This is a genomic window from Chitinophaga sp. Hz27 (assembly GCF_042263525.1).
GTDB lineage: Bacteria > Bacteroidota > Bacteroidia > Chitinophagales > Chitinophagaceae > Chitinophaga.
Genome location: NZ_JBHKFJ010000008.1, coordinates 261,647 through 287,109 on the forward strand (window position 1 = coordinate 261,647; position 25,463 = coordinate 287,109).

16 protein-coding genes and 1 tRNA gene are annotated in these 25,463 nt (G+C 40.6%); 13 read left to right on the forward strand and 4 right to left on the reverse strand.

Features of this window, described 5'->3' with window-relative positions; all coding sequences use genetic code 11:
* Positions 1-6: 6 nt before the first annotated feature.
* The 7 genes from ACE38W_RS20260 (at position 7) to ACE38W_RS20290 (ending at position 7,850) form a co-directional block, all read left to right on the forward strand.
* Complete coding sequence (locus ACE38W_RS20260; protein WP_375833877.1) at positions 7-1,821, forward strand: AMP-dependent synthetase/ligase; 1,815 nt, start codon at positions 7-9, stop codon at positions 1,819-1,821.
* Between the two features lie 57 nt (positions 1,822-1,878).
* Positions 1,879-1,950 (forward strand) — tRNA-Arg (locus ACE38W_RS20265).
* A 246-nt stretch (positions 1,951-2,196) separates the two neighbouring features.
* Positions 2,197-3,471: a phage integrase SAM-like domain-containing protein gene (locus ACE38W_RS20270; RefSeq protein ID WP_375833879.1), complete on the forward strand. Its 1,275-nt coding sequence runs from the start codon at positions 2,197-2,199 to the stop codon at positions 3,469-3,471.
* A 134-nt stretch (positions 3,472-3,605) separates the two neighbouring features.
* Entirely contained in the window at positions 3,606-4,514 is a 909-nt protein-coding gene (locus ACE38W_RS20275) for a hypothetical protein (protein ID WP_375833882.1), read from the forward strand.
* Between the two features lie 75 nt (positions 4,515-4,589).
* A complete protein-coding gene (locus tag ACE38W_RS20280) occupies positions 4,590-4,895 on the forward strand; it encodes a helix-turn-helix domain-containing protein (RefSeq protein WP_375833884.1) in 306 nt (101 codons plus the stop codon).
* Between the two features lie 2 nt (positions 4,896-4,897).
* Positions 4,898-6,490, forward strand: coding sequence for a phage/plasmid primase, P4 family (locus tag ACE38W_RS20285; RefSeq protein WP_375833886.1), 1,593 nt, complete (start codon positions 4,898-4,900; stop codon positions 6,488-6,490).
* Positions 6,491-6,578: 88 nt separating this feature from the next.
* A complete protein-coding gene (locus tag ACE38W_RS20290; RefSeq protein WP_375833888.1) occupies positions 6,579-7,850 on the forward strand; it encodes a DUF6371 domain-containing protein in 1,272 nt (423 codons plus the stop codon).
* 95 nt (positions 7,851-7,945) lie between these two features.
* On the opposite strand, the gene ACE38W_RS20295 is transcribed toward ACE38W_RS20290, so the two are convergent.
* The gene (locus tag ACE38W_RS20295) at positions 7,946-8,167 is read right to left on the reverse strand and encodes a helix-turn-helix domain-containing protein (protein WP_375833891.1); all 222 of its coding nucleotides are present in this window, start codon (positions 8,165-8,167) and stop codon (positions 7,946-7,948) included.
* Positions 8,168-8,278: 111 nt separating this feature from the next.
* Here ACE38W_RS20295 and ACE38W_RS20300 point away from each other — a divergent pair, with 111 nt between their 5' ends.
* The 5 genes from ACE38W_RS20300 to ACE38W_RS20320 all read left to right on the forward strand — a co-directional run bounded on the left by ACE38W_RS20300 (position 8,279) and on the right by ACE38W_RS20320 (position 17,625).
* Positions 8,279-8,563 carry a hypothetical protein gene (locus tag ACE38W_RS20300; RefSeq protein ID WP_375833893.1) on the forward strand — a complete coding sequence of 95 codons (285 nt, stop codon included), beginning with the start codon at positions 8,279-8,281 and terminating at the stop codon, positions 8,561-8,563.
* 10 nt (positions 8,564-8,573) lie between these two features.
* Positions 8,574-8,780 (forward strand): hypothetical protein, encoded by a 207-nt coding sequence (locus tag ACE38W_RS20305; protein ID WP_375833895.1) that lies wholly within the window; start codon positions 8,574-8,576, stop codon positions 8,778-8,780.
* 332 nt (positions 8,781-9,112) lie between these two features.
* Positions 9,113-12,865 (forward strand): DUF5977 domain-containing protein, encoded by a 3,753-nt coding sequence (locus ACE38W_RS20310; RefSeq protein ID WP_375833897.1) that lies wholly within the window; start codon positions 9,113-9,115, stop codon positions 12,863-12,865.
* Between the two features lie 19 nt (positions 12,866-12,884).
* Positions 12,885-17,243, forward strand: coding sequence for a DUF6443 domain-containing protein (locus ACE38W_RS20315; protein WP_375833900.1), 4,359 nt, complete (start codon positions 12,885-12,887; stop codon positions 17,241-17,243).
* Position 17,244: 1 nt separating this feature from the next.
* Complete coding sequence (locus tag ACE38W_RS20320; RefSeq protein ID WP_375833903.1) at positions 17,245-17,625, forward strand: hypothetical protein; 381 nt, start codon at positions 17,245-17,247, stop codon at positions 17,623-17,625.
* Positions 17,626-17,835: 210 nt separating this feature from the next.
* On the opposite strand, the gene ACE38W_RS20325 is transcribed toward ACE38W_RS20320, so the two are convergent.
* From ACE38W_RS20325 to ACE38W_RS20335, 3 genes are all read right to left on the reverse strand, one after another.
* Positions 17,836-19,323, reverse strand: coding sequence for a RagB/SusD family nutrient uptake outer membrane protein (locus ACE38W_RS20325; RefSeq protein WP_375833906.1), 1,488 nt, complete (start codon positions 19,321-19,323; stop codon positions 17,836-17,838).
* Positions 19,324-19,341: 18 nt separating this feature from the next.
* A complete protein-coding gene (locus ACE38W_RS20330) occupies positions 19,342-22,446 on the reverse strand; it encodes a SusC/RagA family TonB-linked outer membrane protein (RefSeq protein ID WP_375833909.1) in 3,105 nt (1,034 codons plus the stop codon).
* A gap of 558 nt (positions 22,447-23,004) precedes the next feature.
* Positions 23,005-24,027 (reverse strand): aldo/keto reductase, encoded by a 1,023-nt coding sequence (locus ACE38W_RS20335; protein WP_375833912.1) that lies wholly within the window; start codon positions 24,025-24,027, stop codon positions 23,005-23,007.
* 140 nt (positions 24,028-24,167) lie between these two features.
* On the opposite strand from ACE38W_RS20335, the gene ACE38W_RS20340 reads away from it, so the two are divergent.
* Positions 24,168-25,463: an erythromycin esterase family protein gene (locus ACE38W_RS20340; protein ID WP_375833915.1), complete on the forward strand. Its 1,296-nt coding sequence runs from the start codon at positions 24,168-24,170 to the stop codon at positions 25,461-25,463.

The window sequence follows — 25,463 nt, forward strand, 5'->3', positions numbered from 1 at the left end:
AGCATAATGGACCAACCGCAACGACTTTTTGACGTCATTAACTATCAATTGGAGCATTATCCTAAACAGGACATGCTGGCCCAAAAAGTTAATGGTCAATGGAAGACACTAAGTACCAAAGAAGTAGGTGAGATAGCAATGAAGTTTAGTTCAGGATTGCTTCGACTTGGTATCAGAGCGGGTATAAAGGAAAATGAAGAAAAAGATAAAATCGCTGTTATCTCTCCCAATCGTCCTGAGTGGATATTGACTGACCTTGCCTGTCAGCAATTGGGTGCTGTTCTCACTCCTATTTATCCAACCATCAGCCAGAACGAACTGGAATTCGTTCTAAATAATGCAGAAGCCAGGATACTTTTTGTAAACGATAAAGAATTGCTGGAAAAAGTGCTGGAGGCTAGAGATAAATTTCCTACCATCCGTGAAATCTTTACTTTCGAAAAAGTAGAAGGCGCACGCCATTGGGAAGAAGTACTGGCATTAGGCCAACAGGAAGACTATGAGCAGATTGAGGCTGTGAAGAAAAATATCTCTCCTGAAGAACTAGTAACAATAATTTATACATCAGGGACTACCGGCACTCCTAAAGGAGTAATGCTAAGCCATCATAATATCATGAGCAATGTGCTCACCTGCAAGCCTTATCTACCGGTAAATCCGGAAGCCAGGGCATTAAGTTTTCTACCTTTGAACCATATTTTCGAACGCATGGTGACCTACCTGTATTTAACAGCAGGCGTACCGATCTACTATGCAGAAAACATGGATAAAATTGGTGACAACCTGAAAGAGGTAAAGCCTACCATCTTCACGACAGTACCGCGTTTGCTGGAGAAAGTATATGAGCGGATCATGGCTACCGGCCTGGAATTAAAAGGCATTAAGCGTGCCCTTTTCTTCTGGTCAGTGGAACTGGGTAAGCAATATGATATCAATAAGAACCAGGGATTCTGGTATAATCTTAAATTAAAACTGGCAAACAAGCTGGTATTCAGCAAGTGGAGAGCTGCGCTGGGAGGCAATATCCAGTGTATCGTTTGTGGCGCCGCTGCCTGCCAGGTACGCCTGTTAAAGATATTCACTTCTGCTGGCATCCCTATCATGGAAGGTTATGGACTAACAGAGACATCACCGGTAATCAGTGTAAACAGATATACTGTTGAAGATCGTATGTTCGGCACCGTAGGGCCAATTATTAGTGATGTACAGGTAAACATAGCCGAAGACGGAGAAATCCTCTGTAAGGGCCCTAATATTACCATTGGCTACTATAAACGCCCCGACCTCACTGCAGACGCTATCAAAGATGGTTGGTTCCACACCGGCGACATTGGCGTTATCATCGATAACAAATTCCTTAAAATCACCGATAGGAAGAAAGAACTGTTCAAGACCTCCGGCGGTAAATTTGTGGCGCCGCAGCCTATTGAGAATAAGTTTAAGGAATCTCCATACATAGAACAGATCATGGTGGTCGGAGAAGACAGGAAATTTACCGGCGCGGTAATCGTTCCGTCTTTCAGTAACCTGAAGAAATGGGCCGAAAAACGTGGCATTGCCTGGACTACCAACGAGGAAATGGTTAAAAATCCAGAGATAAAAGACTTGTTCAAACAGGCGGTAGATAAATATAATCAGTTCTTTAACCATATTGAACAGGTTAAAAAATTTGCCTTATTACCTCGCGAGTGGACAGTAGATGCCGGAGAACTCACACCTACACTGAAAGTGAAGCGTAAAGTGATCCTGGACCGCTACAAACATGAGATTGAAGGCATTTATGCCCCGGCTGCCGGAAAAGTCGATATAGAAAGTATTTAAAATTTAATTTAATTCCCTTACTTTTGCCACCCAATCCACCAAAAATGGATTGGAACCGGCCCGGTAGTTCAATGGATAGAATAGAAGTTTCCTAAACTTTAGATACAAGTTCGATTCTTGTCCGGGCTACTGAAAACATATTTCGCCTGAATTTAGCTTTGCTGGATTCAGGCGAATTTCGTTTAGGAGCAAGGGTTTCGGAGGAAAGAGACGTAAAGGGAAGTAAAGTAACGAAAAGCAAAAAAGTACCCCATTTCGTACCCCAACCGTACCCCATACCGTACCCCAAAATAACCTATGGCAGCGGCTTTAAGTGCAGCACTTCGCCGAAACCGTACCCCAAAAATTGTTTTGTTAACCAGAAATCAGTGAAGAATGGATATTAAGTTTTACCTAAAACGGCCTAAAGCCCTTACCAGCTCTATCTTTGCCAAAATTCACTACGATGGCAACACACTAAAATATTACCTATCCGAAAGCATTAATCCTGCCTGCTGGGAATCGATAACACAAAGAGGAATAAAGAACTCAAAGTTATTTCCCGAGTTCCCGGAATTTAACGCCAGACTGGATTTGCTAACACACACTATCAAAAACACATACCGTAAATACAGGAATGATAACGACAATATCATTCCGACTATTGGGCAATTAAAAAGCCTGCTTGATATTGCTACTGGTAAGTCACAGGTGGAGCGGCCTTCTTTCCTCCCCTATTACGATACATTCATTAAACGAGCTACCGAAGGCACGCGGATCAGTCCTAAGACTAAGAAAAGTACGTCGCCGGATACAAACAAAGGTTATATAACGACCTATAACCACTTATTAGAGTTTCAGAAAGTATATAAGCGCAAGATTGATTTTGATACTGTAGACATAAGATTTCACGCCGATTATACTGCATACTTGACCCACACTAAAAAGCTGGCCCTAAATACCATTGGTGACCATATTAAGCGGATCATTACAATAATGCGGGAAGCTCAGAGTACCGGCATTAAAGTGTGCCAGGACTTCGAAAGCGATTTCTTTTTCAAGCCACATGAAGAGACAGACAGCATTTACCTGAATGAAGATGATTTAAAGGAGCTGGCAGCACACGACCTGTCCAATGATTTGAGATTAGATCGCGCACGTGATTTATTCCTGATTGGGTGTTATACTGGCCTCCGTTTTTCCGACTTCTCCCGGCTATCAGCAGAACATATCCAGGGGAACTTTATTAGTATCAAACAGAAGAAAACAGCTGATCCTGTAATCATTCCTATACATCCTATTATTAAAGGCCTCCAGGAGAAGTATAACGGCCAGTTACCACGGGCCATTTCCAACCAGAAGATTAACCAGTATATCAAAGAAGTATGCGCCCTGATCCCATGCTTACAGATGATGGTTACCATTAGTTACACCAAAGCAGGTAAGAAGGAATATGAAACGTTACCTAAATGGCAGCTGGTAAGCACCCATACAGCCCGGCGCAGCTTTGCGACTAATGAATATTTAGCCGGAACGCCGGTACTTACTATTATGGCTATCACTGGCCACAGGTCGGAAAAGGCATTTATGAAGTATATAAAGCTGAGGACTGCAGAACACGCGGCATTGTTACAAAAACACTGGCAGCAAAGACATGACAAGCAAGGTTAACGATTTAAAGGACATCAAATACACCTATAATACCCACAGAATCAATTAGCTATTACTAGTTCCAGCAGCTAAACTAAACCTCTCTTTTCTCCCGCAAATACAGTGCGTAGCGAAAGTGTATCTTTTAAAGTAAGATGGAGCAAATAGAACAAACTTTTGAACAGGCCAAAGATTGGATGAAGGAATTGCAGGGCTTTACAGGTAACCTGCTGGAACTGGTAAAGAATATCACCACCGGAGATTTTGAACTACCTATGCATATACCGGGGATTGAAGCCGATGTTAATAACCTTATCACCAGGAAAGTATCGCTGTTATTGGAGCTGAAAAAGCTAATCCGTTATCAATTGTTATACGCAAACAGCGACCAGTACACGCAGAACCTTCTTTTCCTCTTACTGAAACTATATACGGAGTTTCGCCGGACATGCAGACCATTAAGGATCTTCCGTGACAGGAACACTTTCTATTTTGACAAGCATGTCAGCCAGGAATACAAGCAGGGGATTGCTGATTTACAGATCATTCCTGCCAACGAGCTGGCTAGTGACATAGGCGACCTTGTCACAATTTCTGGTTATCTACTCGAAACAGGAATTGTCTTTTCTAAACAGATCATAAAGGTGATACGCACTGAATACAGCATGAAGGAGGATGATATCAGGGCGTTGTTTGATGAAAGCAAATACGGGCCGATACCTGTATCGCTGCATCATTACAAACACCAGTTATTAACCCCAAGGGCAGTTAAGACCAAAACACACCGATTAAGCTGGCAAGGCAATCTGAAACAGTTTGCCGAGTTGATAATTGAACTTGAAAAAAAAGGTTGGATAAAGGCGATACAACCCGGAGAGCTACAAGCCACTGTTAACGCGCTAGCGGAGACATTTGATTTATCCAATACAAACAAAAAAGAAAACGCCGATAATACCCAAAGCCTTACGCAATACCTAAAGCCAAGTGAAAGAGAAGCGAAGGTATTTACTAAAAGATATAATCCTCAATTTAACCTCATTAACCCCAACCATACAGCTAACTAGTTACAAACTACTTACGGTAATTGACTGTCTTTGACTTCATTTGTTCCTTTGCACTGAACCAATAGAACAGTGACAATGAAAAACGATTTTGTATTAACCCCCATCCCGCTGGATCAACTGCGGATGATGATTGCCGAGACAGTAACCGCTGAACTCTCCCGGCACCTGGAACAAGCAGCAATAACAAAAGTTAATGCTGAACTGATAACCCGGAAAGAAGCTGCCACCATGCTGGGCATCTCCCTACCTACCCTGCTGGATTTCACCAAGACAGGAAAAATAAGAGGCTACCGGCTGGGAACCCGGATCAGGTATAAACGAAGCGAGATAATAGACTCCCTAAAACAAATACACTGCAATAAAATTCTACGGGGGGCATAGTCATGGCAAACGAGAATGCACCAATTAACCCGGATTTCACCAATCGGGACATGTTAAGTTTTGCTAAGGTTGAAAAGTCAGCCATCACACTTGAATCTATCCGGGATCACTCCATCCAGCTAAGGAAATCGCCACCGGCCCTATGTCATCAGGATATATTACAGGAACTGCTGAAAAAAACGGAAAGGATAGATTTCCTTCTCCTGATATATCCTGAAGTAGCAAAGCTGCGTGAACAACTTACACAACTAAAAGACATCCCGGACGAAGCCGACAAAATGCAGCAGGAGGCCATTATCCGGCAGGAACTGAAGCGCAAAAAACTGAGCCTGCGGCACTACCTTGTGATATGCATCGAAGAGGTGTTAAGACTAGCAAAAACGAACAACTGGGGGTTATGCAAAAACCATGATTTCATTTACGTGTATAATGGGGCATTTTGGAGCCTGTTAGATGCAGAAGAACTAAAAGCATTCCTGGGAGAAATAGCGGAGAAAATGGGCGTGGATAAATACAATGGAAGGCATTATCAATTCAGGGAACATCTGTATAAACAATTTCTTTCCCTGGCCTACCTGCCATCGCCTAAATTACCAGATGACAGGATTTATGTTAATCTGCACAATGGCACATATGAAATAGGGGCAAATGGTACGCGCCTACGAAATTTCAGCCGGGATGATTTCATCACTTATCAGCTCCCATTCAGCTACAATAAGGATGCGCAGGCACCATTATTCCAACGTTACCTGGACACAGTATTACCAGATATCCAGCGGCAAAAAGTATTAGCGGAATATCTGGGCTATTTGTTCATTCATCCTGGTGTGCTTAAGCTGGAAAAGGCGTTGCTGCTTTACGGCACCGGTGCCAACGGTAAATCAGTATTCTTTGAGATAGTAAACGCCTTATTAGGGCCGCAGAACGTATGCAGCTACTCCCTACAGAGTTTAACCGATAATACCGGCTATTACAGGGCCAAACTAGCCAATAAGCTGGTGAACTATGCAAGTGAGATAAACGGCAGCCTGGAAGCCGCCATATTCAAACAGCTGGCATCCGGTGAGCCGGTAGAAGCCCGGCAACCATACGGCCAAGCCTTCAACATGACCCATTACGCGAAACTGATTTTTAATTGTAACGAACTACCCAGGGAAGTAGAGCATACACAGGCCTACTTCCGGCGCTTTCTTATCATCCCGTTTGATGTCACTATCCCAGAGGATCAACAGGATAAGGAGCTGTCACGCAAAATCATAACAGCCGAGCTTTCCGGTGTCTTTAACTGGGTATTGGAGGGGTTAAGCAGGTTGTTGACCCAGAAACGCTTTTCTGAATGCGAGGCCGCACGCCTAAAGGTGGAAGAATACAAAAAGCAATCTGATAGCGTATGCATGTTCCTGGAAGATGAAGGTTATAAAACCTCCTTAACCCACTACCTACCGCACAAAGCTTTATTTGCTGAATACCGGATATATGCCGCTGACAATGGCTACAGGCCATGTTCTGCCAAGACTTTCACAGAACGATTGAGACAGCAAAGGATCACTGTAGAAAGAAAAAATATAGGCATGGTAGTATACACTGAAAAATAATTGTTTTCCCCAGCACTACACAACCTGCACACTCTACACAAAAGTGCAGGGAGTGCAGGTTGTGTAGGCTGAAACAAAAGATTTTTTTATGCCTTCCTACAGATACTCTTTAGAACGAAATAGCAAAAAGCGCATCTGTCCTGCCTGTGGAAAGAAAACCTTTGTCCCCTTTATTGATAACCTGGGCAATGAAACCTTACCGGCTGAATATGGCCGTTGTGATCGGGAAATCAACTGTGGTTACTTTAAGAAGCCGGATTTTGGCACAATGGCACAGATAAAAAAAGGGGAGAATAACGGTAATCCTATCCAAAAGCCTTACCAGTGTCTCAAACAGTATAAAGAAACAACAGCTGTTTATATTCCAATTGAAGTCCTGCAACAAAGCCAGCAAGGATTTGAATACAATCATTTTACACAGTATTTAGATACTCTCTTTGGTGCTGCTACTACTTTCGAACTTATCAAATGTTATCAATTAGGTACATCGGGGAGTCGCTGGAAAGGGGCTACTGTTTTTTGGTGGGTAGATATTTGGGGTAAGGTTAGAGCCGGACAGGTTAAACAATTTGACCATCTTGGCCACACTATAAAATCGAATACCGGCAGATCCCATACTACTTGGATACATGCCATATTGAAGCATCTATATGAACACAAAGGTAAAAACATTCCATCCTGGTTATCCGATTATTTACAGCAAGGCAGCAATTATGTGAGTTGCCTGTTTGGTGAACATCTTTTAAAAGAGAACATTACAAAACCGGTTGCCATCGTTGAAGCGCCTGCAACCGCCATCGTTGCAAGTGTTTACCTACCTGAATTTATTTGGCTTGCTGCTGGTAGTTTATCCTATCTCAACGTTGAACGCACAAAAGCGCTACATGGACGTAATGTTGTCCTTTTTCCCGATTTATCAACGGATGGTAAAGCGTTCGACAGATGGAAACAGGTAGCTACACAGCTATCGGATTTCATGTTTGTTCAGGTATCTGACCTATTAGAGAAAAACGCGACCGCTGAAGAAAGGGCCAATGGGCTTGACTTACGGGATTTTCTGACCCGGTATAGGTTATCTTATGTCCATCATTTTGATGAAAATGTGTTGAAATGCACCGTACAAAACCTGACATTTGAAATAAAATCACTGGCCGTTATTTCAAGCCCTGGGGCTTATACCGGAGGTATACAGCTACTTACTTTTGAGCTGGAAGCAGGCGGGTATTGTGAAACCATTGTTTGGCCAGACGGAGAGTTTTATAATGGGGAGTTTTCCGAGTCCATAAAAAGGGTCTGGGGAGATGATTTCGAAATAGGCCGTATAGGCGTGTCTGATACCTATATAAGGTTCAAAAAGTGACATAAGATGACACATTTATCAATTTTACGAAGGTTTTATTGAGGTCATTACGTGCGTACGAAGATTTTTTCGGGGTCACTACGCGCGTGTAGGTATCAAAAATTAAATAATTCTCCTGGCTCTATATTCAAGGCAAGTGATATCGCCCGAATCATCACCAAAGAGGTATTTACATCTCCTTTCTCAATTAACCTAATCTGCTTTTCATCCACTTCTATTGCTACTGCTAGCTCTAAAATTGTCATTTTCTTTCTCTTACGGACAGTACGCAAATTCGCACCCCAAGCCTTTACATAATCTGGGTCTTTAAAGTTCATAATGCCAAACTACCGATCAGAATGATTCTCAAAACGGCTAAATTTCACCGATTTTGGAAAATCTGTTTATATTTGATCTGATTTTACTCATTTTAACTAAAACCAATTTCAATGCGTCAAACTACGCCCCAGCTCCGAGGGAACTATATCGGTAAGCTTTACACGCTAATGGGAGAGTTTCCCACACTTTTCAGGGATCGGATTTGTATGGAATGCAGCTGGAGCCTTCCAACCTTCTACCGGAAAACTCGCTTTTCTGAAACTCTTCCTGCACCATTGAGCAATGCGGAAGTGGAAAAAATACAGGATGTCATGACCGAAATGCTGGAAAGCATGGAAGAAGAAAACAAGGCCTATTTTAAGCAACACCGAAAACCGGTCATGGTGACACGATAAAAAGAACATTATGCAAACACCATCCACAACTGAAATCCAGCTGCAAGCAGAATTGAGGGTATACAAATACCTCTGTAATGTTCTGCTATTAATAATGGCTACTATAGCCGTTATGTCTATTTTCTTTGCTATTGAGCTGAAATGTGAAAACGCTAATTTGTTTGATGACGCCGTTAGGCCCATCAAAAAGGGATTATCTGCTGTAGCTCAGCGCTAATCCTGAAAAGGGTGTTAGTTTATACTAACCCTTTTTTATGGACTCCAATAATTTTCCCCAAAACCATACCCCAACGCAGAAAACAACTTTCTAACTATATAAAAATCAATTATTTATGACAGCACTTAATAACCTTGTCCGGGCTACTAAAAACATATTTCGCCTGAATTTAGCTTTGCTAGATTCAGGCGAATTTCGTTTAGGGACGGGCGTTTCAGAGGACAATAAAAGTAATTGAGGAGAAGTGAACAAAGACAAACGATAACCAAAATTGCTATTGAATTTCAGGTACTGAGAAATCACTACTCGCCTATCTTTTCATAGACCATTATTTGAATAAATTAATTATTGAAGATTTTAAAAAAGAAGTAGTTTCCAAATCTATTCTATACCAATCTATTATGAAATTTAAGCAACTCTTTGCTATTACTGGATATACAGTAATTTGCACCTTGTTCAACCTAAGAGTTAACGGACAGTCGATCAATGATCTTGAAAAGTTGGTACCAACGTCGCCCAAGGCGGAAGAAATGACCGAATATGGGAAAATCTCCATAAATGGGTCCAAAGGGCTTCCGAACATTTCAATCCCTATTCATGAGATTAAAGTAGATGGCGTAGCTCTACCCATTAGCATCTCTTACAATGCCTCCGGGATCAAAACAGGAGATCTGTCATCTGAGGTAGGCCTAAAATGGAGTCTCAATGTTGGGGCTAACATTTCCCGAACTGTAAATTATCGACCGGATGAAACGAGTGAAGGTATTTTGAACGCTAATTTTATGACTGATATCGTTGCGACAGACCTCACCAACAATTTCTTGTATGGGCAACAGCAATCAACATTAAAGGCTATCAGTGATAATGGATATGACCTCCAACAGGACAACTATAACTATAGTTTACCTGGAAGCACCGGTGCAATATTTTTTGATACAAACAATAAATTGCTCCCCACTATTAAAGCGCCGTATACCTTTGGATATACAAATGGTTTTACGCAGTTTACAATAAACGATAAAACCGGAAACAGCTTTTTACTTGAACCAACTGATCAAACCTATGTGCATGGCTACTCTACAGGCTCTGGTTCTTCATCAGGAAGAGTTATTGATGGAAATGCGAATTCGGCTTGGCGTCTTAAAACGTTATTCACTAATAATGGTAAACAAGTAGCATTTTCCTATGAATCGTATGCACTTCAATATACACAATTAACTGGCGAGTACTACATAGAGAAGAAAGCACCCGGAACTTCTGGAGACCGCACTTGCGACAACTGTGGATGTGGAACTAGTATTGGGCCACTTACAAACTACAAGGATATCCGTACTACAGTTGGTCTGGTTAAGGAAATAATAACTCCATCGGAAATTATTCGATTCACCTATTCTACTGATGCATCGCTCTCCATCTGGCAGCGCGAATTAAATAGCATACAAATAATCAGTAGAGAAAGTGGTAGTCAAATTAAAAAAATAGATTTTGTTTATGGCACCTATCCGGGCGATAATCGGTTAAGGTTAGATAAAGTAATTTTTAAAAATGCAACAGATACCGATCAGAAAGTATACTCTTTTGCTTATGCTTCTGGTCTGTTGCCTTCCATTAATTCGAAATCACGTGACATTTTTGATTACCTTAAAATGGGATCTCAATTATCACTATTATCTCAAACTGGCGGGAATGTAACCTTTCAAAATGCCAACAGAGAAATTGATGAAAGTCCCATCGGGATATTGAATGCCATTCAATATCCAACTATGGGTGTAACTAATTTCTATTATGAACCTAATTCGGAAGTTCAGAATGGCATTAAATATTATGCAGGTGGTTACAGACTCAAACGCATTGAAGATAAGGATATTACTGGCAGACTTTTTAATGTAAAGGAATATGAATACAGTGGGTTAATAGGTAATATTACGAGTTTTCCGGTTTATGTTAAAACCAAAAACAATAGTAATAACAGTTTATGTCCTGTAAAATATTATGGGACAGAGAACTTCCCCACCAACGAAGCTCGTGTAAAAGATTTTTACTATAATAAAATCAGAATTAAAGAGAAATCTGTTACAGGAGAAGAACATACGACTGATAGTTATACAGATTGCTCTCTTCACAATGATACCTACTACCCTACTAACACTCGTACAACCATCTATAAAACTATTGCCCCTGGACAATATGAAGTAGTACAATCTACTGCATCAAACAGTAATGTATATGAAACCGGAAATATAAGGGGTATATATCAGTTAAATGAAACCAAAACAGAGTGCATAACAGATCTCTCAGTAAATCCCGTATTAATTGGATTTTGCGACTCATGGATTCGTGGGGTTGATGCACATGATAGTTGGTCACAAATTGGCATTGAAACAGCAAGTACAACAGAAGAACTTAGGTCAGGAACAAAAATTTTGACAAATTTGGTTACCTATGAGAATGATCGTGCAGATCACCTCCAGCCAATTGTAATCCATCAAATTATTAATAACGGACAGGAAAGGACTACTCGCAGACGCTACATTAATGATTATCAGCAACTGCAGGGATTATCTCAGGAAGCATTGCAAGGAATAAATTTATTTAAGAGTAACGGCAATACTGGATTTTTACTTGAAGAAGAGCTATCGCAAAATGGTACGCTGATCAACAAGGCAAGGTACAATTATCAATTTTTTTCTGTTCCAGGCAAAGTGTTGACTGCGTCTATCCTCGATTGGGATCTTGTAAAAAATCAGTTTTATCCTAGAGTAACAGTAAACAGTTATTCTGCTAATGGTACCCCTCAAGACTTTACTGGCAGGGATGGTATTCCACACGCCTATCTATGGAGTCCATATAACAGTTTAGAGGCGAGTGCACTCAATGCAATGACATCACAGATTGCACATGCAGGTTTCGAAGGAACAAGTCAGGGGGGATGGGTATATGACTCAATACCATCTCTGGATGGCCTTTCTGGCAGACGCAGTCTTTTGAAAGGGACTATGGCTAAAAGCGTACCAATGGGCAATTATGTTGTAGCACTCTGGGCAAAGGGCTCGGGTAGTGTCAGTGTAAATGGCGTTAACAAATCGATTACCAGTACCTGGAAATATTATGAATGGTCTATCACCCAAACGAATGCCATCACAGTTTCTCCAAACAACAATCAGATCGATGAAGTAAACCTCTTCCCATCAAAAGCGATGATGACAAGTTTTACCTATGATAATAGAGGTAATTTGATAGCGATTAATTCTCCCGAAGGGAAAATAGCACACTTCGAGTATGATAACTTCAACAGGCTATCCGCGTCTCTCAATAACAGTAAACAGTATCTTGGTATTTTTGAGGAGATAGTGCCTGGCACAATTTCTTCCATTTATTTTAATAAGGAATATTCCAAGTATCTGTATAGGACAAATTGCTCCCTGGTTCAGCAGGGCGTTCCATTATCGTATACCATACCTGCTGGAAAATACTCTTCTACTATTTCTCAGCTGGCAGCCGACGATCTGGCAGCTGCGGATTGGGAACAGAATGCACGCGAATATGCTAATCGCAATGGCGTTTGTCCGGATGCTTACTATAATAAAGAAGTATCTAAGAATTTTTGGAAGGATTGTGGGCCAAATATATTGGGCTCACAAGTTACATATACTGTACCTGCTAATAAATTTAAATCACAGGTGTCGCAGCAAGATGCAGATTTGATGGCACAAAATGATATTTCTGCAAATGGACAAAATAATGCCAATACACTTGGTATTTGTAATCCAACAACACTTTCTCTTTCTGTTGGAGGATTAAGTAACAACAATACTGTTTCATTCACAATTCGTAGTTCATCTCTGAATTACACATTAACAAAGACCGGGTTAAAATCAGGCCAATATACTTATCAGATTCCTGTAGCAACAGACTATATTATCACCAGCAATATCATTCCAGGACAAAATATCAATTGGGAGTTTTCTGCAGAAGATACAGCTGGCCAGTTTGAATCTATATCGGGCGTGGCAGGTGATCTTCCTACTGCTACATTCCAGAAAAAATTTGGCTATAATATTTCCTTGAAAATATCCCAGTATTAATCCTTCAAAATCCCTTTATATGTCAATTATTAAAGGTGTCAGAATACTATTTCTGTCCTTACTCGCTATACCAACCTTTACCGTAAAGGCACAATTACCAAATACTGAAAGCATACCTAATCCAACGAAGAATCGTAACATCGACAATAACTATCAAGGGCAATATATCACGGCCCCTAACATCACCCGTATCTGGACACCAGGCGTACCGTCAACTGATAGAAACTGGCTACTAACACAAGGCGTCGATAAAGTATTATTGACAACCCAATTCCATGATGGATTAGGTAAGCTACTTCAGAAAGTTGACAAACAACTGCTTCCTGGAAATAAAGACCAGGTGACCACGCTTTCATATGACGATTTTAGCAGACTAACATTAAGCTATGTTGGAGCACCTATAGGCAACGATGGCTCGATAAAATTTAATCCATATGGAGAAATAAGCACGGCCCTCGGCACTATATATCCAGGCGAAAAAACTTTCTTTTCTGAAACGATCTATGAGCCTTCCGCACGCAATCTGAAAACCTTAATACTGGCACCTGGTAATAGTTGGGCTGGTAGCAACAGAGGCAACGTTACTAATTCAGATATAAACACTGCAAACGAAGAAGTAAGAATATGGAATGTAGATGTCACTCCAAATAGTATTCCGACATCCCCTGCAACGCCTTGGTATGCAGACGGAGAATTAACAAAAGTTATTACGACAAATGAAAACGGGAAACGTACTATTTCTTACACTGACAAGAATAACCACATCATTTTAAAACGTATAGAACTTACCCAGGGACAAATCAACAATACAGGCTGGCTCTCTACTTATTATATTTATGACATAGCGGGTAATCTTCGCTGGGTAATAACGCCCAAAGCTGTAGCAACATTGTTAGCTAATAACTGGAATGTAAATACAGAAAATATGTTGGACGAATTATGTTTTCGGTATGATTATGATGGGAAAAACAGACTTATCATAAAAAAGGTCCCAGGCGCTTTTCAAGAAGAATTAGTTTATGATTCCCGGGACCGGGTTGTTTTCCAGAGTGATGGCAATCTTAGAGGTAAAGGACAATGGATATTGAACTTTTATGATGATCTCAACAGACCAATTGAGAAAGCATTATACACCTCTTCTCAAACCAGGGAACAACTTCAAGTTCTGGCCGAAAACACAATTTCATCCGGTAGTATATCATTTTCAATTCCAGTGGATGCCGATTTAGAAATCGCACAACATAACGGCAGAAACCAGTATCTGGCAACCGGCAGTATAACACTTATGTCAGGGTTTGAAACAAAGGAAGCTGATGATGTCGACTTTGTAATAGATCCTACTGCAAAAAGTGAAAATCTCATTACTAATACTTATATGCCTCAGATGAGTCTGGCGACGAACAATATATATCCTCTCCAGTTTACTTATTATGACGACTATACCTTCTCCAAAAGCCAATCTTTTAATGCTGCAAACTGTAATAAAGTAAATACAGGTAACGCAATTGCTGTCACTGAAAGTACTAGACATACCAGGGGAAGACTAACTGGAACAAAAGTCAGAATAATTGGTACTGAAAAATGGCTTACTAATACAATTTATTATAATGATGAAGGAGCCACTATTCAAAATATTGCTGACAACACCTTAGGAGGAACTAGCATTATTTACAATTCGTATGATTTTAATGGCAGACTTATTGCTTCCTATTTGCAACAAACAAATCCCAAAAGTGCAAGGCTGTCAACAATCCAAATGTTGGCAGTTTCTGATTACGATTACGCAGGACGTAAACAGAAAACTACAATTCAAATGATGGATAATGGTACACCGAAAGAAGTAGAATCACTTGTGTATGATGCAGCAGGTAACCTGAAATCTTCCTCACTTGGTAATGGGCTTGAAACACTCGAATACAATTATAATGTTAGGGGTTGGCTCACTGATATCAATAAAGGCTATACTGAAAACGGTGGGGTAGACCATTATTTCGGCACACAGCTGAGATATGATTATGGTTATGATACCAAAAATTACAATGGTAATATTTCTGGTATTAAATGGCGTTCCCGCGGTGATAATGAGTTACGATCATATGGCTATCTGTATGATGGTATTGACAGATTAACAAAAGCATCGTTTACTCAAAATAATGGTGGTTGGAATACTTCAGCAGGGTTAGATTTCAGCGTGGACAACCTGACCTACGATGAAAACGGGAATATCATCAGTATGAACCAGTTTAACAAGCCAGGCGCCCCTATTGACCAACTATCCTATCGCTATTTTAATGGCACTAATCGACTCAAAGCTGTCGACGATGGTATTAAAAATCCATCAAGTACACTCGGAGATTTTACAGAAAAAACTCCTGGTCAATTGGTAGATTATGAATATGACAATAACGGAAACCTTACCCTCGATAACAACAAAGAAATTGACCATATCTATTACAATTTTCTGAATCTTCCAGAGAGGATCGAGTTAAAAAACAAGGGAGTAATAGAATACCAGTATACAGCTTTGGGAGAAAAGATTAGCAAAAAAGTCACAGACCGCATAGCTACTCCAGAAAAAACGATCATTACAGATTATGAAGGGACTACTGAATATCAGGACAATGTGTTGCAATTTGTATCACATAGCAATGGACGTATACGCCCAATTTATGACCAGAGCAATCCTATAGTTTTCGCCTATGATTATTTTGTAAAAGATCATCTCGGCAATGTACGTGTAGTGCTAACAGATAACAGTAATGTATCAAACTATGTGGCTACCATGGAGTCAGATAATGCAGTTAAAGAAGAAGCATTATTCAGTGAAATCGGAGAAACCAGAACGTTGGTTCCTTCAGGCTATCCTGATGCCAACACAACCAATAAGTACGTCTCCAAATTGACACAATCCGGCGACAATAAAAAAATCGGAGCTTCCATTATTTTAAAAGTAATGGCAGGTGATAAGGTCAAAATTGGTGTGAATGCCTTTTACAAATCTGATGGCCCCATCTCCTCGTCCAGCATTACTCCAGAAACCATGATCGCTAATCTGGCGCTTGCCTTTGGTGGAACATCTACAACCGGTAGCCACGCAAGCACCGCAGGAGCTAATGACCCATTAAACGTAAACTTCTACAATGGTGACTATCAGAATCTGGTAAATAAAGAAAATAGTCTCAATACACCGTCTTCGCCCAAAGCATATCTGAACTATGTACTGTTCGATGACAATTTTAAAATGGTTAATAACAATAGTGGCGTTAAACAGGTACAGGCAGTACCAGACCAACTACAAACACTTGCTCCCGCCGAAGCTACAATAAGTAAATCTGGCTTTTTGTATATTTACACCAGTAATGAAAGCAACAAGGATATCTATTTCGATAACCTGGCTATTCAACACACCTCAGGCCCATTATTGGAAGAAACACACTACTATCCATTTGGGTTGACGATTGCAGGGATCAGTTCCAGTGCACTGCATGGGACAAACTATGCAGAAAATAAGCTGAAGTATAATGGGAAAGAATTACAAAGTAAGGAGTTTGGAGATGGAAGCGGATTGGAATTGTATGATTTTGGGGCGAGGGTACAAGATCCACAAATAGGAAGATGGATACAGATAGATCCATTAGCAAGTAAGTTTGCAACGCAGTCTCCTTATGCCAGTATGGATAACGATCCGGTAAATCGAAGAGATCCAGATGGAACGTCAGGAGAACCTGTAATCAATGAAAAACGGAAAACAATAACTGTTTACTCTAAATTGATAATGTATGGAGATGCTGCAAGTAGAAGTTTAGCGAAATCTACAGCCAAAGATATTCAGAATAAATGGAACAATGCCAATGGGGTAACCACGATAAATGGAGAAACATATAAGGTAAAATTTTCTGTTAAAGGAAGTCTTAACCAAAAGTTGACGGCCGACGATGTTGCAAAAAATACCGATATACAGAACAACTATATAAGAGTAGAGGAAAAAGTACCTAATGGTGTTTCGTTTATGGATGGAAGCTCTGCTGATCCTCGTAGCAATACAGGTTTTTACCAATTGAACAATATTGAAGCTGATGGATCCACAACTGAAGCTCATGAATTCGGTCACGGTTTTGGACTTGATCACCCACTTATCAGAGATCAAAGAACCATTGGGCAACCCGGGATCATGGCTGCCAGAGGTAGCCTTGTTGATAAGGAATACCAGTATGACCCCAAAGCCAGTGCAGGTGCACCAGGGGGAACTTTAAATCCTGAGCTGAGGACTGTTACCCAAAAAGATATAAATCATTTAGGGCTTGATAAAATTGAGTATATTAACGGCAAGGGTAAATTGGGTAAATTAAGCAACGTTTATCATACAAAAACAGAATAAGATGTTATTTTGGATTATTCTACTTTATAGCTCAAGTTTAGGGATACAAGCAAAACAAGCTAATCCTATTAGTATTAGTGGATTTAAACAGGAAGATTGGAAATTTGATTCTTTAGGCTGTAAAGGCCTTAGGAGTATATTGTCTAATAAACTGATTTTAAATAAGGAAAAAATTATTGGTCGGACAAAGGAAGAAGTAGAATTTCTCTTGGGTGCTCCTAATTCTATCAGTTCCAATAAAATGATAGAATTTTATTTTTTGAATTCCGGCCCACAGTGCATATATGTAGATAAAAATGGATATGACAGCTTGGAGGTATCAAAATTAATGTTGGTATATAACAAAGATTCATTAAAGAGCTTGTCGACAATTATTCCGTAATAGCATGATTTTTGAAAAAGCTGGGAACAAATTACGCCTTTTTTAAGAATCAAAGCCGTGTAATCCTCAGCATCTTGAATAATGCTTACAATAAGATACTACTCCATATTTGGTGAAATATATGAGAGTATAACAACCCAAAACAATCGGCCAGGCAATTCTTTGCCTGGCCGATTGTTTTGGGTTGTTATGTTTTAGGAAAGTACTGACTTATTTGTTCTGATCTGCAGGCGTCATGCTGATATTAGCATCAATTTCCGCCTGTGGCAGCTGGAATAACCAACGCTCATCCGTAGCAGGAACGTTCAACACTGCACTCCAATGTGTTCCTGTACGCTGCAAAGGACGCTGATAACGCTTCAAATCAAAAAACTCCGCCCCAATCTCTGCATATAACTCCTTACGACGCTCTAATAATATCGCATCTATCAGCTGATCTTTTGTTAAACCAGCAGGCTTCGTATAAGAAGGATCTCTTAGTGATTGTATCGTATACAACGCATCAATACCCTCGTTAATTTTACCCTGCTGCGCCAACGCCTCTGCTTCTATCAAATGCATCTCAGCTGCACGCATCACTAAGATATCGCCAGACATAGATTCTTTTGCCTGGTACTTATGTGTTTGATATTTGCGATATGGATAGTTCGCATTAGGCGTTACAGGTACGAAAGTAGCCTTGCGCGCATCTGTAGCACTAAACAAATTCACAAAGCCTTCATTGATATAAATATTGCGATAATACCCTCCTACCGGATCAATAAAGCTAAACAAAGAGTAATAGCTCAATGTCTGGTCTACAGGCACCGGAAATCCCCAAATCCATTCTTCATTTGTCAAATCATTAAACCCTGCCTGGTAGCTGGCATTACTCATTAATGGAAAACCATCATAGGCAGTTTTCGCGTTGTCTATAGCCTTTTGCCACAAGGTAGCATCTGCCATGGCCATCTCCTGATATACTTCTGCCAATATCCCTGCTGCTACATTTTTGTTGATCCTGTATTTCTTGTCTCTGTCTGCAGGTAATTTCGCTACTGCATTTTCCAAATCAGCTACAATCAATGCATATACATCTTTCATACTTGCACGTGGATGTCCACTGATACCAGGTTCTGTATAAATAGGTACTCCTTTGGCATTAGGATCTTTTGCATAAGTGTATTGGTATACTCTCGCCAGCCAGAAATAGGAATACGCGCGTAATGCAGCCGCTTCGGCGCTTAGCTCGGCCTTATCTTCTGCACTCGCATCTGATACCCCCGGAAGATTCTTGATGATCGCATTTGCATTGTTGATCACCTTATAAAACATGTCCCATACCTGTAAAGTCCTGCTTCCATTCGCTATCCTACCATAACTGTTCTCTGCCCAGTTATATTCATTGCCCCACCAGCTAGTGGTTGGGATGATATCATTTCCACGCACATCAAAGAAGAATTGGTCTGTTTTGAGACCACGGTTGGTGAGATTTCCAGAGTTATTAGGATCACCACCATAACCATTATAGTTTTCAGATCGCAGAATATAATAGATGCCTGTCAAAGCATTTACTGCACCTGATTTGGTGGTAAACAGAATCTCAGAGGTAAGATCTCCGTTTTCCGCTTTAATATCATTCAGGTAACTTTTTGAGCAGCTTTCTGTCATCGTCAGCATAGCCGCCAGTATGGATATTTTAAAGAGATACTTTTTCATCGTAAGTAAGTTTGCCGATTAAAAATCAAGATTAACACCGATAGAAACTGTTCTTAAGGCAGTAGAATTATGTCCGGAAGCCACTGCATTGATACCGGCTTCAGGATCTGTTCCTTTAGGGCCGCCAAACCAGGTAAATGGATTCTGTATATCAGCATATACTCTCGCACCGCCCAGGAAAGTGCGCTGTAGCACATTTGCCGGTACGCGATATCCTAACGTTATATTACGTACACGCATATACGTATCGTTATACATAAAGCGTGTACTGCTGGAAGAAGCGTTTAAATCTGTAGTAGCCATCAGCTTAGGTGTCTGTCCATCACCAGGATTGCTGGCACTTTGCCATCTCTTAGATAACAAATCAGCAGAGGCATTTACACCGGCGCTGTAAAATGAATGCATTAAACTAGCATAATCTGTGGCATACATCTTTCCACCACCAACGAAATACAACAGTACAGATAAGTCAAATGATTTGTAACGAACGGTGTTTGTCAAGCCACCAGTATATTTCGGCAATCTGCTTCCTACATATTGCAACGTCCCTTCGGAATATTTCTTGGTAGTAGTCTTGGTGGTAGCGCCGTTAGCATCTTTATCCAATTTGTACCACATCGGCATACCGTCTGTTGGATCTACACCGGCATACTCGATCAGCCTGAACTCATATGCACTCAAACCTTTTACTAGTGTGGTGCCCGCAGGTACTTCCAGTATTTCATTTTTGTTTCTGGAGAGATTAAAAGACGTTGTCCATTCCAAATCTTTATGTTTGATATTAACAGACGTAACTTCTATCTCAAAACCTGAGTTACGTATTCTGCCAACATTGGATATTACAGATGAATTACCCGTAGAATTCGGCAATGGTCGGTTGAAGATGAGACTTTTGGATTTTCTGTCATAGTAGACGAAGCTACCAAACAAACGATTATCAAAGAATCCGTATTCAACGCCTAAGTCAAGCTGGGCCTGTTTTTCCCAGGTAAGCTGGTCATTACCCACATTCTTAATAGTTGAACCTGCATCCGGGCCGATATTTGCTCCTGAGCTATACGTTGCCATGTATGGGAAATAACTAGGAGAACCATTTATTAAGATGTTAGAGTTACCTGTAGTTCCATAGCTGGCTTTCAGTTTCAATTCACTGAGGAAAGAAACATTATTCAGGAATACTTCTTTATTGATATTCCATGCAAGACCAACAGAATAAAACACGCCATTCCTTACCTTCTCGGCAAAGCGGGAATCCGCATCATTTCTGATAGACATGCTCAGGTGATACTTATCTCTGAAATCATACATCGCCCTTCCCATATAGCTGACAACTCTGTTGGCATCTTTATAACCACCAGCTGTAAACGTAGATCCATAGTTGATTTGCGTAGGCTTATCAAAAGTAAATCCTGTACTCTGTGCCCAGGTCTGCGATGCATTATAGCCCCGTGCTTCTGTACCAGCCAGCACATTAATATGATGGTCTTTGCCAAATAACTTATCGTAAGTAAGTGTATTCGTAAACGTTGTTGTAAAGGAAGTAGTCAGCCCTCTGTAGCTCAACCCATCAGTAGTAGAACCATCTCCATAAAAAGGATTCCAGAATGTATCGCCAATATAATTGTAATAATCTACCGCATATTGTGTTCTGAATTTCAGGCCTTGTACCAGTATCGCTTCACCAAAGAAATTTCCTGAAGTGGTAAAGGCATTGTTGGTGATAGGGTTTTGATAAGTAGTTGCTACCGGGTTCTGGCCAGGATTGAAGTTTCTTTTCCAAGGGCCATTTACGCCATAATCATATACTTTATTACCGGATGCATCCAATGCAACATCACCAGTATTGGGATCACGCAGGTATATCGGATAAATAGGCGCTACCATTCTTGCAAAGGCCAGTGCGTTAGATGCAGAAGCATCGCCCTGATATGGAAAATTTTGTGTAGAATAAGACAAGCTGATATTTCCGCCAGCACTCAGCCATTTATTAATCTTACTATCTACCTTTAACCTGGTGCTGTAACGTTTGAAATCAGAGGCTATCACTCTTCCCTGATCTGATAAGTAGCCACCAGAAAGAAAATATCTTATCCCTTCCGGATTACCACCACTCACAGACAAAATTGTTTCATTTCGTTTAGCCGTTCTAGTTAGTGAATTCATCCAGTTATCATTCCATCTTGGGGTGAGCCCAGCTTTAAGCTTTCCATCAGTGCCAACAGGTTGCGGATCGTTATAAGGATTATACTCGTCAATACGTCCTACCAGCATGTTAGTAGCTTTCTGCGCAGGATTAGGATCTCCGGCAGCGATAGCATCATTCTTTAGCGCCTCCCAGGTGAGTTCCATGAATTGCTGTTGGTTCAGCAATTTATATTCTTTCACTGCCCTGTTAGAAAAACCGGTAACATTGGTAAAATTAAATTTAGCTTTACCCTTTCCCATCTTTGTCGTAATAAGAATAACGCCATTAGCGGCTGTACTTCCGTACATAGCAGCAGAAGAAGCATCTTTTAATACGGTTATTGATTCAATATCATTGGGGTTGATGTTACTCAATGTTCCGCCAAAAATGGCACCGTCTACCACATATATAGGTGATGCAGATGCATTGTAAGAGCCGATACCACGAATACGGATCGTCATATCTTCTCCTGGCTGGCCGGTGCTACTGATCGCCATTATACCGCTGGCTGTACCTTGCAAAACACTCGTTACGTTAGATACCTGCAAATCTTTAATCTGATCTGCTTTGATAACAGCGGCACTACCAGTAAAGCTTTTCTTTTGCGTAGTACCGTAAGCCGTAACAACTACCTCATCCAACTTCTTGGTATCTTCTGTAAGTCTTATCTGATAAAAGCTCTGATTACTCAATATAATTTCGCGGGTAAGATAAGATACGAATGAAACGGTGAGCTGCTTGGTATCCGCATTTACCATGAGTGTAAACGTACCATCAGCTTGGGTAGTAACACCTCCTTTTTGTCCGGAAGGCACAATGGTGGCCCCGATTAAAGGAACGTTCTTTTCATCAGTAACAACACCTTTAATTGCTCGCTGTTGCGCTAGCAAATGCAAACAGCTTAATAGCATGAATGCTAACAAAAGTCTTTTTTTCATGACTTGTTATTTAAATAATGGATTCTGGTTGATATAATAAATAGCAAAAACTTTCCTGTACCACATCTCATGATGTGATAGCTTTGTATGGCATGATCAAAATTTATTAATGCACAGGCATACAGATCCTGTTCAGAAACGTTGGCAATTCTGTCAAATAAAACAATTGGTTAATTAGCAATTAATACGGCTGCAATACCATACAGTGAAGCATTACAGGTGAACTACGCATTTAGTAAACAGTTAATTGATTCTGATTGATAATGAGCCTGCCTTCTCTATATCACTGTTCTTGTCTTTTACGGGTATGACACAGGCAATTTCTCTCCACAAGCTAACACAGGTTTTTTTGAAATTATACAGGAGAGCAATAATTGTAAACAGTTGATTAATTTCTGATAGTATGGTAATCCGGTATGATAATAAGACTATCCGAAAATTGCAGTGATAGCAGGTTTGAGAGGCCGGGTAATTTAAATGCTAATTCTTGCACTATATATTAATAATAAGAGGTGGTAAAAATACTGTTACCACCTCTTATGCAATATTTAAAAACAATTATCCAAATATCTCCTTATGTACTGGATCTATCAACTGTTGATTAAACCAGTGAGGATATACTGGAGATGTTTTTGATAACTCATCCAGCAAAGTAACATCACTATCAGACAAATGTACATCGATGGCTTTCAGGTTATCTTCCAGCTGATGAATTTTGCTGGCGCCAACGATAATACTTGATACAACTGGCTTACGAAGTAACCAGGCCAATGCTACCTGTGCTACAGAAGCGTTATAGCCTGCTGCCACCTCACGCATTTTTTCCACAATCTTGAAGCCTTGCTCTTTGTCCATAGGTAAAAGATCAAAACCAGAAAGTCGATTATTTTCATCTTTGAGGTTTTCGCGGGTATATTTCCCACTCAGAAAGCCGCTTGCCAGCGGGCTCCATACGGTCATTCCAATACCAGCATGTTGCATAAACGGTACCACATCCTGTTCTACATCGCGCCCTACCAGTGAATAGTTCATCTGCCCATTGCAAAAGGTGGCCCAGCCATTGTCTTTCTGCATTTGATAAGCCAGGGCCGCTCTCCAGGCCGACCAGTTAGAAAATCCTATATACCTTACCTTTCCGGCTGTAACAAGTGATTGTAGCGCTGATAATGTTTCTTCCAAAGGTGTGAAAGGATCTTCTTTATGAAGAATATACAGATCAATATAATCTGTACCGAGCCGCTTCAGGCTCTGCTCACAGGAATATAGGATATGCCTGCGGCTCAGTCCTGCCTGTGTAACGGGAGCGCCAGTACGAAAACCTACCTTTGTAGCAATGACAACGTCCTTGCGTTTGGGAGCCAGTAACTTTCCAAGCATTTCTTCCGATTGTCCACCAGCATAACCATCGGCAGTATCAAAAAAATTAATGCCGCTATCAAAGGCCTTAGTCACCATAGCATTCGCTTCATCCATCGATACCTTGTAGATACTAGGAATGGATGGATCACTACCGAAAGTCATGGAGCCAAAAGATAGACGGGAAACAATAAGGCCAGTATTGCCTAATTTAGTGTATTTCATATGGATGACAGATGTGTATCCAAAGATACAAATCCACATGATCGCATGAATTGTTAGCTTAAAAATATAACACACTAAATATATTAGGTGTTGGTACTTTCAACGACCAGAACCGACTACTACCTATAAATCTTCACGATATGAAAAAATCAAGCCTACTGGCAGTAAAATATGCATGCTCTATTTTGCTGACGGTGCTATTCTATTCCGTAAATTCTTATGCACAGCAATCTGGTAATATCGCCCAAGCTGCAAACCTTATCCGTACGATTGATCCAGCAGATACCAGTTATGCAGATCTGGTAGCCATAAAAAAAGCGATTGGCAACAGCCGTATTGTAATGCTCGGCGAGCAAACTCACGGTGAAGGCTCTACGTTTTTAGCAAAAACCAGGATTATCCGTTACCTCCATGAAAAGTTAGGATTTGAAGTGCTGGCCTTTGAAAGCGGCCTCTACGACGTTGCTAAAATCTGGCAAAACACTATCCATGGCGGCAACTTCAAGGAGGAAGTGCCAGGAAGTCTTTTCTATATGTATGCCACTACCCACCAGGTGTATCCATTATTTGATTATATCCAGGCTCAAAGTACCTCTAATAATCCTTTGCTGGTAGCAGGCTTCGAAAGTCAGCACAGTGGCGCAAAGGCACAACACAATCTCTTTCCTGATTTCGAAGCTTATCTGGCCAAACATAATCAGCAACTGGTAGATTCTAATTTCAGGCTGGTAAAACGCATTGCAGAAAACACTTTTGCAAAATGGGACTTCAAACCTACCACTGAAGAAAAGAAGATCTTCCTGGAAAAATTACACCAGTTAAAAACCGCGCTTGCCGACGATAATCAACCTGTTAGTAATTTCCTTGACAATAAAGGTTTCTGGTACCAGGTAGTATGCAGCATTATTTCGCAAACAACCAGGTATTGGGGAATGGTTACTGGCAATGAAGTTTCAGTAAGAGATAAACAGATGGCAGAGAATATTATCTGGCTCGCAGAACATGCCTATCCAGGGAAAAAGATTATAGTTTGGGCGCATAACGGTCATATTGCCAATGCTACCAATAGTGCAAATGATACCGCTAAAGGGCCACTGGCAAACTTCTACAATACGTTTGTACCAATGGGACATACCTTAAGACAACATTTCGGCAAAAACATATATGCGTTAGGGTTCACGGGCGCCGCTGGCAAATACGTAGATTATGTAAGTATGAAGGTTGAAAATGTACCGGTTCCACAACCTGGTAGCATTGAAGCAGAACTGGTAGCTGGCGGACTTGAATATGCATTGCTAGATCTCCGCAATGGGCCTGCTATGCTGAAACAGGTACAAACTGGCTGTCTGGCTGATTTTCATCCTATGCCAGCCGTATGGACCAACATCTTCGACGGAATGTTTTTTATCAAAAACTCCGTGCCTGTAGAAAGATAA